This window comes from Methylomonas sp. 11b, from assembly GCF_000515215.1.
Taxonomy (GTDB): domain Bacteria; phylum Pseudomonadota; class Gammaproteobacteria; order Methylococcales; family Methylomonadaceae; genus Methylomonas.
Genome location: NZ_KI911557.1, coordinates 2,121,119 through 2,138,654 on the forward strand (window position 1 = coordinate 2,121,119; position 17,536 = coordinate 2,138,654).

Here is a 17,536-nt window from a genome sequence, read left to right on the forward strand (position 1 = left end):
TCTGCACAATCTTTGAATGCTTTCTTTGGTTAAGTTTCCGTTAGGCATAGCACGAAACCATATAAATAATCAGCAAATAGCAAGCCAAAAAAAATTTAAATTTATAAAACAGATGTTTAAATAAAAATCATCATCTCGAAACAATTTCAAACGCCACGAGTTGTAAATTTTTATGTCAGCATTTGCTTACATTACGCGCATTACAATTCAAACCTACTTGGGCATAAACTAAGAAAAACTGAGTCGTGACATCTACTTAATCAGTTTTGTCCCAGCGATTCTCATAAGATTGTTTTTTACAAATCCAATGTCAGAGAGCTTTTACAAAGCAAGTTCAGGAAAAAATCCCGACGCATTGTCAATTAAATTTAACACTGCTCCCGACCAAAAGTTTCATTTGGGAATCCATCATTCTTGACTGTAAAAAAAACTGACACAACACTTGCACTGTTGAATGTTTTGTAAGTCATGATCGATTGACCCAATCGAAAAATTGAAACTTAGTTTTTTCAAGACAGAAAAGCTACTAGGCGCAATGCGCCTTGCAACTCGACGAATCAACTATTTCAACGATCTATGGTATAAAGCGCTGCGATTTAATCGTAGCGCTTCCATCATGCTTTAGAATACAAGCCGCGGAAGCAATATACCTAGAAAGCCAATCGGTAACGCTGTAGGTGTTAATTTGTTTTGGATTAATAACAATATTGAGGGGGACAAATCATGATAGAACTTCTAATAATCGTAGTGCTGGCAGTAGTCGGTTGGCTGGCCTGGAAAGGCAAACTAAAACTCAAACCAATCGGCAAGACGCCAGAAAACAAACAGGCGACACCACCTCAACAAGCAGCTTCCCGTGCAGCGAATTCCCCTTCGCAACCCCATACGCCTTCGCCAACGGCTCCAATAGCGCAACAACTCGAGACACTGGTAGCGCCCCCAACCCAAGCGCCTGAGTCGATTGCCGAACCAGCCCCACAAGCGCCAATCGTCACCGCAGCTACCGAAGAACCGAGAACTCCGGCGGTAGAAGCGCCGGCAATCAATCTACCCGAAGATTCGATATTAAAACGCCATTATCTGGCTGCATTGCAAGCGGAGAAAGAAGCCCTTAGCAATCCCTATCCCACCGACTCCGTGCTACGCCGTCACTACGAAACTCTGCATAAAATCACATCGCCTCAACACTCAGAAACGGCAGACTTATCGGAACCAACCCAGCAGCCAGTCACTGTTACAGAAACAGATCTTACTGAAAAATCTTCAGTACCGACGCATGACCTTGACCAATTACGCCGCGAGATTGCAGCGGAATTGCCGGCACCGCCCACCGATTCGGTGTTGAAACGCCACTATGACAGTTTGCTGCAAACCAAGCTGCAACAACGACTATCAGGACAATAAGCACTGGGCAATCGCCGAAGGTTTCAACAGCCGCCCATACAGCCAGGCAACTATGGGCCCTGTCCTCCCGCGAGAGAATGACCGAGGCCCCGTATTTCCAAACTATACTGAAGTTCCTTCCGACAACCCCCTCGCAAAAAAGGGTATTGTCACGCTATAGATTTTTGACAATCCGATGAACAACGGTAAGCTCGGTGAATATTTGTCTATGGATCTTGATCGGGATGCATGGACCTAAGAGGGGCTTTAGCCATTGCAACTCGATGGACAGCGGGATGCAAGACAAGCGCAAGTAATTCCATAACGGACCAGTATCAGCATGAATGACATATACCAATTCTCGGCCACTAACATTAACGGCGAAACTGTTTCTTTAGAAGATTTCCGCGGCAAAGTGCTACTAATCGTCAACACCGCCAGTCAGTGCGGTTTTACGCCGCAATACCGCGGCTTGGAAGCGTTGTACCAAACTTATAAAAGCCGGGGCTTGGTGATACTAGGATTTCCGTGTAATCAGTTCGGTCAGCAGGAACCCGGCGACAGCCAAGAAATAGCCAGTTTTTGCGAATTAAATTATGGCGTGAGTTTCCCGATGTTCGAAAAAATCGATGTCAACGGTAACAACGCGCATCCGCTCTACGAGTATTTGAAAAACGCGGCACCGGGCATTTTGGGATTTAATGCCATCAAATGGAATTTCAGCAAATTTCTTATCGGGCGAGATGGCAAGGTTTTTAAACGCTATGCGCCGATAGACACACCGGCAGGCATGAGCAAGGACATCGAGCGCTTACTAGGCTTGAGCGACGCGCCCGTCAAGGCGTAGCGAAACTTTTCACCCAGTCGCCTGGCCTGACTGCACCGGCAACTGCCGTTGAATCAAGAGTACCCGCCGCAGTCGTCGCACTAACGTCGGTTATCGTCAAAATACCCTGCGATTCCCCCAAACCGGCTCCCGCCACACCGCCGGCGGACGCGGAATATATCATCAGCCTGTCGCCGATTTTGATTTTATCCTGAGCGCCGGCCGCAATCACAATCCGATTATTACCGGCCTGTATTACCCGGGTGGTAAAAGGATAACAGCCAAATAATTTATGAATGTCTTCGCTGGCTTCCTGAATAATTTCGCTGATGGCGTGACCGGCCGATGTCGAGTTGAAGCGGTCGCTACCTACCGTATAGCCGCTTGGAAGCGATACATCACCAAGGATGGAATCGGTGTAACGATGTTGAAACAGCAAGGCACCGCTAAAACCATCGTAAACATATACATCAATCCCCACGCTGCGGCGAGCCACAAAATCCCTGACCATGGATTTTAAATCCGCCAGCGGTCCACTACCGCGCACATATTCGGTGGACTCCACCCGAAAGTCGCGAATCACGCCGGACAATACAAACTGCGCATTCTGCTGCTTGGCGATATTCAGAATTACCGATTCGGCTGTACCCTCGGCAAAGCGAATCTCCGGCGCCAAATCGGGCCGGCTGTATAAAGAGGTGTTGGTCAGATTACGGCCGATAAAATCGCCGGTTTCCATCAACTGATTATTAATTTCCCTGGGGATGCCGCTGTATAAATCCTGGCTTTCGGTGCCGCTGATTTGATCGGCATTCATGACCGGAAAGCCGGTGGCGACGATTTTCTTCCGATACGGCGAACCGCAACGCTGTTTATCGGATAACACGGCCAGCACTTGCACATGGTAGAGATCGGCATCCTGCCACTCGTCGACCACCTTAATATCGCTGACCAGTAGTGCCGAATTATTGTTACGTTTTAATTGTAGGGAGGCGTTACTCACTGCATCGTCGATAGCCGCACGACGAGCTGCTTCGACACCTCCGCCGACGATAGCCGCACTACCTTGCACACTAACCTGCTGACCGGACGCGGCCACACCATTCTCATCACCGCGCCGCTTACTGTTGCCGCTGCTGCATGCAGCCAGCAAGGCGATCAATACCACTGTTAGCAAGTTTCTATAAGGCACTATAAAATCCGTTGATCAACAAATACTGAAATATCGTCCGCAAACCGGTATTGGCGATCCATTCCACATCGTAAAGACCGGCTTCCAGCAAGGTATCATCCACGACATTGGCCTTTTTGGAAAAGCCTGCCACATAATATTGATCGCTACAATCCCGAGCACCACAGGCCAGGTTGGCAGAGGTCACCGTCGCGGCTTTATAACCCAGCCGCGTAAACGCCAGCTTATTATCTTCCTGCAAACACTGACCGGCAAAAGCAGTATCGCCAGACATACATTGATAAAAACGCGGGCTAAGACGTAATTCAAGAGTCGTTTTTAAACTGTCTCTGACAGTCCGATAATCGGCGGCGCGCGCATCGCGTAAGTAACTATCCAGATAAACCCGGTAGACCTCGTCGCGCATCACCTGAGCACCGACGGTAGTTTGATTGCCCAATCTTTCTTGATACAACAAATCCGCCAAGCCGCGATAGGCTTCCAGTTTGGCGGCTTGTTGCGCCTGTAACCAGCGCTGATTAACCGCCAGCTTACCGCTGTCGTCAAAACGGCTATAACCAGTAGCGCGCAGCGTTTTTCCGGCGGATGGTACGTCAGCATGCTTATCGCCCACCGCAGCACAACCGTTTAAGGCTAACGCCATCAACACCCAGCAAATTGTTTTAAACACTTTCATGACCCCTCCTCCTACTCGCCTAAGTCATCGACTACTTGGGCTTTTTCTTGAGGGCGGATGACAAATTCTGCCCTTGGTCCACTGGAAATTTCTTTCGGCAAGTCGCGGGAAAACTAGCTATGTGTCTTGTCGCCTGCCACTGACCAGAGTTTTTCCAGCTGATACAGTTCGCGGGCCTGACCGGTCATCACATGCACGATCACATCGCCCAAATCCAACAAAATCCAATCCGAACTTTGGTCGCCTTCCAACCCCAGCGGTTGCTGCCCCTGCTCCTTGACCTTTTCCATCACATAATCGCACAGCGACTTGGCGTGCCGGGACGAGGTACCGGTGGCAATGACCATGTAATCGGTAATACTGGTTTTGCCGCGCACATCGATAGTCTTGATGTTAAGGCCTTTACGGTCGTCGAGCTCGGTTTCGACCAGCTTTAGTAATGCTTCTGTTTGCATTCAATTTCCTGTGAGATGAATGGGGGGTTGATATAAACGATGCCGCCGAATCAATTCGATGACCCGGTCCGGCAGTAAAAATTGTGGATCGCGTCCGGCAGCCACCAGTTCGCGGATGGCGGTGGCTGAAATCGCCAGCGCAGTGACTTCTTGGAACGTTAAAAGCCCGGCTGTCTGCCGACTAAACTGCGTCCGGTCCTCGGCGATTCGCTCCTGTAAAAACGCCGACAGCTCCAGTCCTGCATAGCCAGGTCGGGTCATGACCACGATGTGCGCATAATCGAATAAGCGCTGCCATTGGTGCCAGCGCTCCAAACCGGCAAAGGCATCGGCACCGATAAACAGCAACAGCGGTGTATTGCCTATTTCGTTACGCAAGGAATGCAGCGTATCCACCATATACGAGGGCCCCTCCCTATCCAACTCGCGTCTATCCACGCTAAGGCCGTGAGTATCGGCGACAGCGGCTTCCAGCATTTGCAAACGCAAGTGCGCCGGCACGTCGGGTTCTTGGCGATGCGCAGGCACGCGGCAGGGAATCAGACGCAGCTGCTCCAACTCGAACAGCTCTTTCACTTCCAGCGCGGTGCGCAAATGGCCGTAGTGGACCGGATTAAACGTGCCGCCGTATACCCCAATCATTATTGGCGGATATGGCCGTCGCCCAACACGATGAATTTCAATGAGGTTAAACCATGTAACCCAACCGGACCGCGAGCGTGCAATTTGTCGGTGCTAATGCCAATCTCCGCCCCCAAACCGTACTCAAAGCCGTCGGCAAACCGAGTGGAGGCGTTGACCATCACCGAACTAGAATCCACTTCCCGCAAAAAGCGCCGCGCTAAGGTGTAATCCTCGGTGACAATGGCCTCAGTATGCGCCGAGCTGTAGGTGTTGATATGCGCAATCGCCTCGTCGATGTCCGCAACAATCTTGATAGACAAAATCGGCGCCAAATATTCGGTATGCCAATCTTCCTCGGTGGCGCGCACGGCAGTTTTGATCAAGGAACAGGTTTTCAAACAACCGCGGAGTTCCACGTTTTTTTCTGTGTATTGTTCAGCCAAAATCGGCAACACCGTGGCGGCAATGCTTTCCGCCACCAGCAAGGTTTCCATCGCATTACAGACGCCGTAACGATGGGTTTTCGCGTTCATGGCAATCGCCACCGCTTTATCCAAGTCGGCTTTGCCATCAATATAGACATGGCAAATGCCGTCCAGATGCTTGATGACCGGGATGGTCGCTTCGCCACTGATACGTTCGATTAGACTTTTGCCGCCGCGCGGCACGATCACATCAACATAATCCTTCATCGTGATCAATTCACCGACTGCGGCCCTATCGGTGGTTTCCACCACTTGCACAGCCTGCTGCGGCAAGCCGGCAGCGGCCAAACCGCTGGCGATGCACACCGCAATCGCCCGATTGGAATGAATCGACTCGGAACCACCACGCAAAATACAGGCATTGCCAGACTTCAAGCACAAAGCTGCCGCATCGACGGTGACGTTGGGCCGGGATTCGTAAATGATGCCGATCACTCCCAAAGGCACCCGCATTTGTCCGACCTGAATACCGCTGGGCTGGTAGTTAAGGTTGGTAATTTCCCCGACTGGATCGGGCAGCGCGGCAACCTGTTTCAGACCTTCTATCATCGCCTGGATGCGGGCCGGCGTCAGTTCCAGACGGTCCAACGACGCCGGATCCATACCATTCTGTTTACCGGCTTCCAAGTCTTTGCGATTTTCGCTGGCAATTTCGGCACTGCCTACGGCAATAGCCTCGGCGATTTTCAACAAAGCATTATTTTTCCGCCCGCTTTCGGCCTTGCTGATCTCGCGGCCAGCCGCTCTGGCCTGTTGCCCCAATTGCTGCATGTACTGTTTAACGTCCACAATTATCGACCCGATGATTTGGAAAAGCCGGCATTATAGCAAGCCGGGCTCAGTTGCAGCGAAAACGGCAATAGCCGCTACGATTCCGGGCAACGTCAGTCACAACCAGCCTCGTTACAGACGCCGATTCATCTTGATTAATCTAGCAATTGCCAAGTACGAATCGACCTCGTAGACTGCATTACAACGGTTGCGACACTCTCCATTCCACAGGGACACTGATATGAGTCAGCTTTTTTCTCCATATTCCATCGGCTCGGTTACGCTGCCCAACCGTATCGTCATTGCGCCGATGTGTCAGTATTCGGCGGTCAACGGCGAAGCCAACGATTGGCATTTAATACATCTAGGCAATTTGGCGATGTCTGGCGCTGGCTTGTTGATTATTGAAGCCACCGCCGTAGAACCGGAAGGCCGCATCTCACCGGCCGATCTCGGCCTCTGGTCGGACGCGACCGAAGCTGCACTGGCCCGCGTTTTAAGCGCGGTGCGAAAATATTCGAACATACCCATTGCGATTCAACTGGCGCACGCCGGTCGCAAGGCTTCCACCGCCGCGCCTTGGGACGGCGGCGGTCTGGTCAATACCGAACAGGGCGGCTGGCAGACGGTTGCCCCATCGGCGTTGGGCTTTATGCCGGACGACTCGAAGCCGACCGCGCTTGATGCGACCGGTTTGCAACGCATCCTGCAGGCATTTGCGTCGGCTGCAAAGCGCGCGCATAAACTGGGCCTCGACGCCATCGAGATTCATGCCGCTCACGGCTATTTGCTGCACGAATTTCTCTCGCCCTTGTCGAATCAGCGCCACGACGAATACGGCGGCTCGCTGGAAAACCGCATGCGTTTTCCACTGGCGGTGTTCGAGGCGATGCGGGACGCAGTGCCAACCCAAATGCCCATCGGCGTGCGGATCTCCGCGACCGACTGGGTGGACGGCGGCTGGGACTTAGCGCAAAGCGTGATCTTTGCTAACGCCTTACAAACGCGCGGCTGCGCATTTATCCATGTCTCCAGCGGCGGCCTGTCGCCACTGCAAAAAATCCCGGTCGGCCCCAATTATCAAGTACCGCTGGCGGCAAGCATCCGCGCTGAAACCGGCCTGCCTACCATCGCCGTTGGTCTGATCACCGAAGCTGAAGAAGCCGAAGCCATCGTCGCCGACGGCCGGGCCGATATGGTGGGTTTGGCACGCGGTATTCTGTACGATCCACGCTGGCCTTGGCATGCCGCCGCCAAGCTGGGCGGGCAAGTGAACGCGCCGCCGCAATACTGGCGGTGCCAACCGCGCGAGCAAAAGGCTTTATTTGGCGATATTCAATTTCGGCAGCGCTGAGCGAAATCACAGACTATTTGGCCGGGATCAATCAACCCGTTATAGTCATCACACCTCAAACTTCGCTTTTTCGATTCCCTCACCCCTGCCCCATCCATAAGTGCGAGGGAGCAGATGTGCCGAAACTTGAAGTGGGGAAACTATAGTAAATTCGACCATACAGCTGGAGCCGGCTGTATTTCAAAACTGGACATTCATGCGTTTTTTAGGCACTTCAAATCCCGCGTTTCTAAAACTCTTAATTTTTCGCGTGCTCATCGTGCTGGCCTATCAAATCGTGGCGATTGTGGTGGGTTGGCATATCTACGAACTGACGCACGATCCACTGGCACTAGGCCTGATCGGTCTGGCCGAAGTGATCCCGTATTTTTGCAGCGCACTGTTCGCCGGTTACGCCGTCGATCATTACTCACGGCGCTGGTTTGCGATTTCGGCGTGTATGCTGTTATGTCTGAATGCCCTGACCTTGACCGCCATCGCGGCGCAATGGATCCCCGACAACCCGTTAGCATTGATGTATGGCTCCATAGCCGTCACCGGCGTGGCGCGCGCCTTTATCGGCCCATCTTACAGCGCACTGTTCGCCCTGGTTTTGCAACGCGAACACTATGCGCGGGCAGCTGGGCTGGGGAGCTCGGTGTTTCAATTTGCTCTGGTAGCCGGCCCGGCACTGGGTGGCGTTCTGGTCGGCTGGGCCGGCAAGACGGTAGCTTATGGTATATCCGGAGGTTTATGCGTGCTGGCGGCGCTGGCTTTGCTGTCGTTGCGCATCAAGGAACCGCCGGCCGCGCAAAGTGCGCCGATTTTTACCAGTATCGCCGAAGGCCTGCGCTTTGTATTCAATAACCAGATCATCCTTGGCGCGCAGTCGCTGGATATGTTTGCCGTGTTGTTTGGCGGCGCGGTCGCCATGCTGCCGGCCTTCATTCACGACATATTTCATTATGGCCCGGAAGGTCTGGGGATTTTACGCGCCGCACCCGCCGTCGGCGCAGTCATGACCGGCTTATTCTTGGCCAGGTATCCGCTTAATAAGCACGCCGGACGTTGGTTATTGGTTGCGGTCGCGGGCTTTGGCCTGTGCATGATCGGCTTTGCGCTTTCAACAAATTTTTGGGTGGCTGGCCTGGCCTTACTGTTATCCGGCGTCTGCGACGGGGTATCGGTGGTGATGCGTACTACCATCATGCAATTGGCCACCCCGGATACCATGCGTGGCAGAGTAGCGGCGATCAACGGCATATTCATAGGCTCGTCTAACGAACTGGGCGCATTCGAATCAGGGGTTGCCGCGCGGCTGCTGGGCTTGGTGCCGTCAGTAGTTTTTGGCGGCGGCATGACCCTGTTGGTAGTGGCGATTACGGCTAAATGGGCGCCTAAACTACGCAGGCTGGAGCTTGATCAGCTCCAGTAAGCTTGGTTCCACAAACTAAAAACAGCTGCTTTATTCGGACTTTTTTCCGCGCATCAATAAAAAACCTGCGCCAATCGTGGCTACTACCAAAACCAACATTAAGATCGGATGCTGATAAAACATGTCAAAAAACGCGCCGGTACTTTGCGACGTACCTCTGTAATACGGTCCCATGATTCCTCCTAAAGTATCAATCAATAGCCAGCCTCTAGCTCAAAGCTTGGTTAAGGGTAGAAAATTTACCTTAGAATTTCGCTTTGTCGAGTTTTGTCTACATTGCCAAAACCGCCACTCTTTCCGCTCAGCATCTAACCAAGCGTTCAAGTTGACTGCGCTCAAGCTTACGAAACGCCTGTGCGATTAACATTATTCTTCTGCTTACTTGGAACAAGCTTATTAGGATTTCTCGATTAAAAAAGCCGTAAGCACTAAGCCTACTTTGCCTCAATTATTATTGGGCGGTAAAAAGTTTACTGTCTTTGCGGTCAATCTAGCCCTTGAATAATCAAGCGTCCTGTTTGTGGCGCTTTCTCATATAGGCACCGTCAACTTCACAAGTACGTATCTTTGCTGTTGGAAATGGTCAAGGGCCGCTTTAGCGTCTGAATCAGCCGACTAACATTCCCTGTTACTGCGGTTAGCAGCGCGCCGAATTGGCTCATTGGTTGTGCTCATGGACAAGTCGCCAGCCCAGCTATCCATTCATCAATGATCCAAGCACGACACCTGCATAGGCTCTTTCATCGTGAAGGCCACCAGCATCGACACGGCCGCGCACGCGCTGACGTAGTAGGCAAACCATTCCGCGTGACCCAGACTTTTCAGCCAAAGAGCCAGATACTCGGCGGTGCCGCCGAATATTGCCACGGTCAGCGCATAGGGAAAGCCCACCCCCAAGGCCCGAATATGCACCGGAAACATTTCGGCTTTAACGATGGCATTCACCGATGAGTAACCGGAGACAATCAGCAATGCGCAGACATACCATCCCAACGCGGATTCCATCGTTTGCGCGTGCCCCAATAGATCAAGCAATGGTGCAGTAAACAGGGTAGCGCCGACACCGAAGGCGATCAACATCGTGCGGCGGCCGACATAGTCAGAGATCAGGCCGAACAACGGTTGAATCAACATGAAGACGATCAAGGCCAGCGTGCAGATTGTGGTGGCATCGTCCTTACTAAAGCCGGTGGTGTTGACCAGGTACTTTTGCATGTAGACGGTGAAGGTGTAGTACGACAAGGTCCCGCCGGCGGTCAAAGCCACCACGGTCATTACCGGTTTGGGATAGTTCAGCAGCTCACGTAGTTTGGGGTGCCGGGCCGGATATGTATGCTGCTCGATGAAGGCCTTGGTTTCGGCCATATTGCCGCGCAGGCCCATCGCCACCACAGCCAGCAAACCGCCGACGATAAAGCCGATACGCCAACCCCAAGCGTGCAGTTGCTCGCTGCTCAATAGGCATTTTTGCAAAAGCATTAATAAACCCAGAGCCAGAATTTGCCCCAGGACAATCGTGACATATTGAAAACTGGAGTAGTAACCGCGTCGCCGTGGTGCCGCCATCTCGCTCAAATAAGTGGCGGAACTGCCGTATTCGCCGCCGATGCTGAAGCCTTGCAACATGCGGGCGAACAGCAACAAGGCCGGCGCCCACATGCCGATCACCGCATAGCCCGGCGTGCAGGCGATGATTAACGACCCCAAACACATCAAGCTGACCGAAAACAGCAAAGCGCTTTTGCGACCCTTCCGGTCCGCCAGACTACCCAGCAACCATCCGCCCAAAGGCCGAAAAATAAAGCCCACCGCAAATATCGCGGCATTGTTCAGCAACTGGGCGGTTTGATCGGTTTCCGGGAAAAAAGCCGGGGCAAAGTACAAGGCAAACGCGGCGTAAATGGCCCAATCAAAATATTCCACCAGGTTGCCAACCGAGCCACTGAAGATATTCAACAAGCGCCTGTGTTCCGAATGCTGGTCTGTGGGTTTGGACATATTGCTTAAACCGAAGAGTTTTTGACCACCTTAACCCATATCAGCGTTTAGACCAAAAGCCCCAGTTAGCCTCTTTGAATTGCCGTTAAATATCCCAACTATTTGGCTCCATTCTGGGCACCTTGTTTGCTTCGTGCCGAAACGTAGAAATCGCGTTATAAATGATTTTGCGCGCCCGATTGACGCCGCCCAGCGGCCGGTGTTCCGGCAAGGCATGCCAGGGGGTGAAGGACAAATGCTCGCCAAACGTGTTCTGCGCCTCAGTGTCGAACACCTGTTGAAAAATCCTGATCGTCGCCACTTTACGAAATGGCGAAAGCGTTTCCGGCCATTCGACGCCGGGATCTTCAATCGGCATCGCTTCCGGATCGGTCTGCAGTTGCACGGCAAAGTCAAACACCGCATCGCCAGACTGTAACTGTCTAACCATTGCCAAACGCAAATAATCGGCCGCCGGCTTGCTCGGAATGCTATCGGGAGCTGCGACATGCGGAATGGCTGAATATTTAACCGCCCGGCTACCCAACAAATAAGGCGTGGCGCTGAAATAGCGAATCTGCAACGGATTGGCGAACTTGTGCATGCTGCGCAACAAGTTGAATACCACCCGCCAATGGCTCAAGAAAAATACGATTTTTGCCAATACGCTGCCGGTCAGCGCCTTGACCAGGGCATCAAACTCTTCAACATCTTTGGTCACAAAGCGACTGGCACTGATCAACAGCAAGTCATGAGTTTGCGCGTGCTTTTCCGCGTCCAGAAGTTTCTCGCCGGGCACGCCCATCAATTTGATGGCCATGCCGCGAATATCATTGTCATGGTCAGGATTGATCGTGCCACTGGCGTTGGAAAAACGGATCCAGGCTTGATAAGTTTTTGGCTCTTTAAAAAGACCAATTTTCAGTTCTTCCGGCAAATCCGCCTCGACAATAAACTCAGCCTTGACCAAACCGTGCATTTTGGGATGTGCGTCTCGGCGCATGATGCCGGTGGGATTGTCCTGGATAATTTTGGCTTTTAGCCGCGCCGTTAGGTCTTCTATCACTTGGGATTCGTTGGGCGGGATAATTTCTTCAGCCAATTGTTTTTCACTCATAACTGCCTCCTAACCATCTTGTTTTATTTTACAGTTGTGGAGCTTACTCTAAGCCCAGTATTTCGAACGCTAGAATATTAAGCAGTTTGGATTCAACTCGCATCTAAATTATTTATCTAAAACAAGTCTGCGAGTTGTAGGTCGATCAAGACATACAATTCCTCTGTGGATTCAAAGGCTTGTAAATTGCCGAACGTTTAAGTCAATTTTTTGATGCCGACAAATTTATTCCCGGCAGCCAGTTCCATTTCAAAATGGCCCTGAATGCCTGTTTTGGTCAGATAACGCTGAATATTGCCCGCCGGAAACACGACGCGCCGCCCATCGTCGGCGACGGTCACCACGGTTTTGGCGATACCTTGATACACGGTAGAGTCGAGATGTGGCGCGGTAGAATTAGGTTTAGCTTGTCTGTTTCCGCCTCTTTCGTTTGACGGTGCCCAAATAGCCTTGCCTTAACCCCGTTTCCACACCCCGCTCATCGAACCGGACTGGCAGATTTCCCGCATCCGGCTCTCGGACAAGATGTCACGCTTTCGCCCACGGATCGTCGCGCCCCAAGCGGCTTAAGCGTACCAAACCAAAAGGGTCTGATAGAGGTACGAAGATGGATAGCCTCCGCCTGCTCGCTTTCTCACCTTATACTTGTTGCGTAACCACCGACGCAACCGCGCTGCCGTGTAATTATCAAGCGCACGATAGGCACGATTGAAGGTTCCTACCCTAAAGTAGTTCGCCCAACCGCGTAGCATGCGGTTCAATTTATAGATCAGCAACGTGGTGTCATGCCACGCCATTGAATAAGCCGTCAACGCCTGAACCTTCTCGACCATGCGCCGAATACTTTTCTTGGATGGCCGGTAGCCCAGATAGGGCTTACCGTTTTGCGGTCTATATAACAGACCGAATGTGTAACCCAGAAAATCGAACACACCTTCCGGCACTTTGCAGATTTGCGTTTTCTCCTCATTGACCGTGAGCTTCAACCGCTCCATGATCTTACGCATCCATAACAAGGCTTCTTCAGCCTTGCCACGTCGACACAAGATAACAAGGTCGTCGGCGTAGGTGACGATTTGACTGCCGAGCCCCCGTTCCAGGCCCAGTTTCTTCCATGCCAATACAAACCGCCGCATGTATAAATTCGACAGTAAGGGTGATATGGGTGAACCCTGCGGGATACCGCGTTGCTTATCTTTGGCCTCGGTAGTGCGTATCGTCCGCCCATGTCGGTCGGTTTCTTCTACCGCACATTCCAACCACATCGTGATGAGATGCAACACACGTCGATCTACAACACGGCGAGCTACCGATTTCATTAGCTCGGCATGTGGAATACTCCCGAAGTAATCCGCCAAGTCGGCATCAACGACGTCCAGATGACCTTTAAACATATGGCGATTGATTTCGCCCACCGCTTGCTGGGCATGACGGCCCGCTCGATAGGCATATTGCTCGTCGGGTAAATCCGCTTCGAAGATCGGCTCCAATATCAGCATCGCTGCCGTCATGCAGACCCGATCTCGTAAGGTCGATATACCCAGTGGCCTCAGTTTGCCATTCGGTTTGGGGATATAAACACGTCTGATAGGATTCGGTCGGTAATTCTCCTCTCTGAGCGCAAGCGCCAGTTCCGCAAGCCATCGCTCCCGGCCATACGTTTCGACATCGGCAAAGTCCTGACGATCCACGCCCGGCGCACCTTTGTTGGCCCGGCAACAGACGTAGGCATGCGCCAAGATGTCTTCCCGGTATATCTTGTCGTACAGCGCATAGAAACGATAGTCAGCTTCAGCCTTCGCTTTTGCGTGTAACGCCATCTGTAGTTTCTGAACTCTTAACGGAGTTGATAGGTTACCCAATCTCCTGTCCTTTTCCACTTATTGCGTTGATCTTGAACTAAGGCCCCTTCCCTCCACCGGCATTACCCGGCTTCCCCGGTACTACAAGCCTCTCCGCCACCCTACAGCGCCCGGCCTGTCCCTCGCGGGCGTCCGGTTGGTCATCGCTGACCACGCCGCAGGGCTTCCCGTGTTGCGTGCGCTTACCTTGTGTACATGCTGTCACCACTACCCCGGCGCAGCGACTGGGAATACTCTTCGCTCGTTTCCCCAACCGTATCAGCCTTCCCCGGAATGGCTGCCGGGTCGGCCTGCGCATCGACCTTTTCGAGGCTTGCTCAGTGTTCACTCGCGTTACGGCCTGCACACTCGCTGAATCGCCTAAAGCGATCTCTTTACATCGAAGGCTTCAGCCACTTCGTTACCTCCATGACTGCTCCGATTGCTTCCGGCCGGAGCGATTTAGCCGGGTGGGTCTCTCACCCACTGATAAAGCGCCGCCTTTGCACGGCGCACGCCAAATATTGGTCGTAACTTAAATCAAGTTTGAAGCGGATGAATTGATTGGCCATAAAAAAAGCCGCGCCGATAGATCCGGCGCGGCAGGGGAGCAATCTAACGCATGTTTTGCAAGGCGGCGATGCGTTCTTCCAAAGGCGGATGGCTCATAAACAAGCGTTGTACGCCACCACCGTTGATACCAAATGCCGCCAATTCGCCGGGCAATTCAGCAGGCTCATGCGAACGTTGTAAGGCACGCAAGGCGCCGATCATTTTCTGCCGGCCGGCCAAATTCGCACCGCCAGCATCGGCGCGGAATTCTCGGTAACGCGAGAACCACATCACCAGCATCGAAGCCAAAATCGACAAGGCGATTTGCGCGACCATTTGCGTCACGTAATACGCCGGACCGTAACCGCGTTCGGTTTTAAATACGACTCGGTCCACCACGTAGCCGATGATGGTGGCGAAGAAATAAACGAAGGTATTTACCACGCCTTGCATCAGGGCCATCGTCACCATATCGCCGTTGGCGACATGGCTAATCTCGTGACCGACCACCGCTTCCACTTCATCGGCACTCATGCTGCGCAGCAAACCGGTACTGACCGCCACCAAAGCATTGTTACGGTTGGCGCCGGTGGCAAAGGCGTTGGCTTCCGGAGCATCGAAGATACCCACTTCCGGCATACCGATTCCGGCTTGCCGGGCTTGGCGCTCGACCACGCTGATTAACCATTGTTCGGTTTGGTTTTGCGGCTGCTCGATAACGTGCACACCCATCGAACTTTTAGCCGACCATTTGGACATGAACAATGAAATCACCGAACCGGTCATACCGATGACCGCCGACATAGCCAGCAAGCCTTCGATGTTCAAGTTGACGCCTTGAGCATCCAGTGCGCCTTGCAAGCCAAATATACTAAATATGATGCTGATCGCAATCATGATGGCCACGTTGGTGGCCAAAAACAGCAATATTCTCATCATGGCGTAACTTTCCTGTGTTGTTATAAAGTGGGTTTAATCTGGGGAGCCGAAAGATTAAATTCAAGACTATAGAGTGTTAACATCTGCCAAAGTTTACTTGAGGGACATAAAAATGAAAATTATAAAGTCGCTGTTGATGCTGTTTGCCGCCGTACCGGTTTGCTTGGCAGCCACCCCCGAACAAGAAGCCGTGCTAAAACAATTACGTCTGCCGCCGGGTTTTAATATCAGAATATTTGCCGACGACGTTCCCAATGCCCGGCAAATGGCGCTGGGCGACAATGGCGTGGTCTATGTCGGTTCCCGCCAAGGCAGCGTCTATGCGGTACAGGATAAGGATGGCGACGGTGTTGCCGAACAAAAATATCTGATCATTCAACAGCTCAATCTACCCAATGGCGTGGCTTACAAAGACGGCACGTTGTATGTCGCGGAAATTCACCGCATCATTCGTTTCGACGAGGTTGGTCAGCGCTTGGCCAGCCCGCCCAAAGCGGTCACGGTATTCGACCAGTTTCCCTCCGACCGCCACCATGGCTGGAAATATCTGCGCTTCGGACCCGACGGCAAGTTATACACCGCCGTCGGCGCGCCTTGTAACGTCTGCGACCCGGACAAACCGATTTACGGCTCGCTAATTCGCCTGGACCCGGATGGTAGCGATATGGAAATCCTAGCGCGCGGCATCCGTAACACGGTGGGGTTCGATTGGGAAACCCGCAGCGGCCATCTGTTTTTCAATGACAACGGCCGCGACTATCTGGGCGATGACATGCCGCCGGACGAACTGAACGAATGGAACCAAAAAGGCGAGCATTTCGGCTTCCCGTATTGCCATGCCGGAACCATTCCAGACCCGGAATATATAGGCGACAAGCAATGCTACAAATTCAAGGCCCCGGCCTGGAAATATAAAGCTCACATTGCCCCGCTCGGCATGCGTTTTTATACCGGCAAACAATTTCCGGACACTTATTTCCGGCAGTTGTTCGTCGCCCAACATGGCTCTTGGAATCGCACCGTACCGCAAGGTTATCAGGTGAATGTGGTCAAATTCCGTGAAGGCCAAGCCTATAATGAACTACCCTTCATCAGCGGTTGGCTGACAGCGGAAGGCCAAGTACTAGGACGGCCGAACGACATTATTCAAATGCCGGACGGCAGCTTGTTGATCAGCGACGACAGCTTGGGCGTCATCTACCGGGTAACCTACGGCCGATGAACGACAAACAATTTCAAATACTGGATACGCAGGTTGTTTATGAAGGCTTTTTCCGGCTGGAGCAATACACCCTGAAACACACGCTGTTTAACGGCGGTTGGAGCCCCCCTTTAAAGCGGGAATTGTTCCGCCGCGGCAATTGCGTGGCCGTGCTGCTGTATGATCCGAACCGCGACGAAGTGGTGTTGATAGAACAGTTCCGCGTCGGCGCGGTCCTGCAACCGGAACGGGCGTGGCAGCTGGAAATTGTGGCCGGCGCCATTGAAGCAGGTGAAACCGCTGAAGAAGTCGCTTATCGCGAAGCCCGCGAGGAAGCCGGGTGCGAGATAGAAGAACTCATCGAAATAAAACAGTTCTTCACCACGCCCGGCGGCTCATCGGAGTGGATTACCCTGTTCTGCGGCCGGGTCGATAGCAGCAAAGTGGGAGGCATTCACGGCCTGGCCGAGGAAGATGAAGACATCCGCGTCACAGCCGTCAAATTCGATGAGGTATTTCAAATGCTGGAAGACGACAAAATCGAATCCGGCATTCCCATCCTCGCCATCCAGTGGCTGTATATTCATCGACAGAAGTTACGCGACCAGTGGTTGGCCAGGACCTAACTCGTTAGCCCCGTAATCAGGATTTCGGCATCCCCCTTCTGCCCCCAAGGCATGCCGATATGACAATTCCGAGAAGGCACGGGGCATTCAACTGAAGCGGCTT

The 17,536-nt window shown here is 52.5% G+C and carries 17 protein-coding genes; 6 read left to right on the top strand and 11 right to left on the bottom strand.

Going from position 1 to position 17,536, the window contains the following annotated elements; genetic code table 11:
- Positions 1–723: 723 nt before the first annotated feature.
- Positions 724–1,404 carry a hypothetical protein gene (locus METH11B_RS0110235; RefSeq protein ID WP_026601957.1) on the top strand — a complete coding sequence of 227 codons (681 nt, stop codon included), beginning with the start codon at positions 724–726 and terminating at the stop codon, positions 1,402–1,404.
- 319 nt (positions 1,405–1,723) lie between these two features.
- Positions 1,724–2,230, top strand: a complete 507-nt coding sequence (locus METH11B_RS0110240; protein WP_026601958.1) for a glutathione peroxidase — start codon at positions 1,724–1,726, stop codon at positions 2,228–2,230.
- Here METH11B_RS0110240 and METH11B_RS0110245 read toward each other — a convergent pair.
- The 5 genes from METH11B_RS0110245 to METH11B_RS0110265 all read right to left on the bottom strand — a co-directional run bounded on the left by METH11B_RS0110245 (position 2,220) and on the right by METH11B_RS0110265 (position 6,412).
- Complete coding sequence (locus METH11B_RS0110245; protein WP_036275801.1) at positions 2,220–3,401, bottom strand: flagella assembly protein FlgT middle domain-containing protein; 1,182 nt, start codon at positions 3,399–3,401, stop codon at positions 2,220–2,222. The two genes, METH11B_RS0110240 and METH11B_RS0110245, sit on opposite strands and share 11 nt — an antisense overlap.
- A complete protein-coding gene (locus tag METH11B_RS0110250; RefSeq protein ID WP_026601960.1) occupies positions 3,391–4,077 on the bottom strand; it encodes a hypothetical protein in 687 nt (228 codons plus the stop codon). Before METH11B_RS0110250 ends, METH11B_RS0110245 begins: the two co-directional genes overlap by 11 nt.
- A 113-nt stretch (positions 4,078–4,190) precedes the next feature.
- Positions 4,191–4,532 carry a ribosome silencing factor gene (gene rsfS, locus METH11B_RS0110255; RefSeq protein ID WP_026601961.1) on the bottom strand — a complete coding sequence of 114 codons (342 nt, stop codon included), beginning with the start codon at positions 4,530–4,532 and terminating at the stop codon, positions 4,191–4,193.
- A complete protein-coding gene (nadD, locus tag METH11B_RS0110260; RefSeq protein WP_026601962.1) occupies positions 4,533–5,174 on the bottom strand; it encodes a nicotinate-nucleotide adenylyltransferase in 642 nt (213 codons plus the stop codon).
- The gene (locus METH11B_RS0110265) at positions 5,174–6,412 is read right to left on the bottom strand and encodes a glutamate-5-semialdehyde dehydrogenase (RefSeq protein WP_026601963.1); all 1,239 of its coding nucleotides are present in this window, start codon (positions 6,410–6,412) and stop codon (positions 5,174–5,176) included. Before METH11B_RS0110265 ends, nadD begins: the two co-directional genes overlap by 1 nt.
- 241 nt (positions 6,413–6,653) lie before the next feature.
- Here METH11B_RS0110265 and METH11B_RS0110270 point away from each other — a divergent pair, with 241 nt between their 5' ends.
- Both METH11B_RS0110270 and METH11B_RS0110275 read left to right on the top strand, forming a co-directional pair.
- Positions 6,654–7,766: an NADH:flavin oxidoreductase/NADH oxidase gene (locus tag METH11B_RS0110270; RefSeq protein ID WP_026601964.1), complete on the top strand. Its 1,113-nt coding sequence runs from the start codon at positions 6,654–6,656 to the stop codon at positions 7,764–7,766.
- Positions 7,767–7,962: 196 nt separating this feature from the next.
- The gene (locus tag METH11B_RS0110275; RefSeq protein WP_026601965.1) at positions 7,963–9,180 is read left to right on the top strand and encodes an MFS transporter; all 1,218 of its coding nucleotides are present in this window, start codon (positions 7,963–7,965) and stop codon (positions 9,178–9,180) included.
- Between the two features lie 30 nt (positions 9,181–9,210).
- Here the strand turns inward: METH11B_RS0110275 and METH11B_RS29455 are convergent, their stop codons facing one another.
- The 6 genes from METH11B_RS29455 to htpX form a co-directional block, all read right to left on the bottom strand.
- Positions 9,211–9,354, bottom strand: a complete 144-nt coding sequence (locus METH11B_RS29455; RefSeq protein ID WP_197026947.1) for a hypothetical protein — start codon at positions 9,352–9,354, stop codon at positions 9,211–9,213.
- A gap of 531 nt (positions 9,355–9,885) precedes the next feature.
- Complete coding sequence (locus METH11B_RS0110285) at positions 9,886–11,178, bottom strand: MFS transporter (RefSeq protein ID WP_026601966.1); 1,293 nt, start codon at positions 11,176–11,178, stop codon at positions 9,886–9,888.
- A gap of 85 nt (positions 11,179–11,263) precedes the next feature.
- Complete coding sequence (locus METH11B_RS0110290; protein WP_026601967.1) at positions 11,264–12,274, bottom strand: catalase family protein; 1,011 nt, start codon at positions 12,272–12,274, stop codon at positions 11,264–11,266.
- 197 nt (positions 12,275–12,471) lie between these two features.
- Positions 12,472–12,642 (bottom strand): DUF2835 family protein, encoded by a 171-nt coding sequence (locus tag METH11B_RS0110295; protein WP_026601968.1) that lies wholly within the window; start codon positions 12,640–12,642, stop codon positions 12,472–12,474.
- A gap of 198 nt (positions 12,643–12,840) precedes the next feature.
- Positions 12,841–14,094: a group II intron reverse transcriptase/maturase gene (gene ltrA, locus METH11B_RS0110300; protein ID WP_026601969.1), complete on the bottom strand. Its 1,254-nt coding sequence runs from the start codon at positions 14,092–14,094 to the stop codon at positions 12,841–12,843.
- Between the two features lie 636 nt (positions 14,095–14,730).
- Positions 14,731–15,606, bottom strand: coding sequence for a protease HtpX (gene htpX, locus METH11B_RS0110305; protein ID WP_026601970.1), 876 nt, complete (start codon positions 15,604–15,606; stop codon positions 14,731–14,733).
- Between the two features lie 112 nt (positions 15,607–15,718).
- Here htpX and METH11B_RS0110310 point away from each other — a divergent pair, with 112 nt between their 5' ends.
- Together METH11B_RS0110310 and METH11B_RS0110315 are read left to right on the top strand one after the other, a co-directional pair.
- Positions 15,719–16,828 carry a PQQ-dependent sugar dehydrogenase gene (locus METH11B_RS0110310; protein ID WP_020484992.1) on the top strand — a complete coding sequence of 370 codons (1,110 nt, stop codon included), beginning with the start codon at positions 15,719–15,721 and terminating at the stop codon, positions 16,826–16,828.
- A complete protein-coding gene (locus tag METH11B_RS0110315; RefSeq protein WP_026601971.1) occupies positions 16,825–17,433 on the top strand; it encodes an NUDIX domain-containing protein in 609 nt (202 codons plus the stop codon). Before METH11B_RS0110310 ends, METH11B_RS0110315 begins: the two co-directional genes overlap by 4 nt.
- Positions 17,434–17,536: the final 103 nt, after the last annotated feature.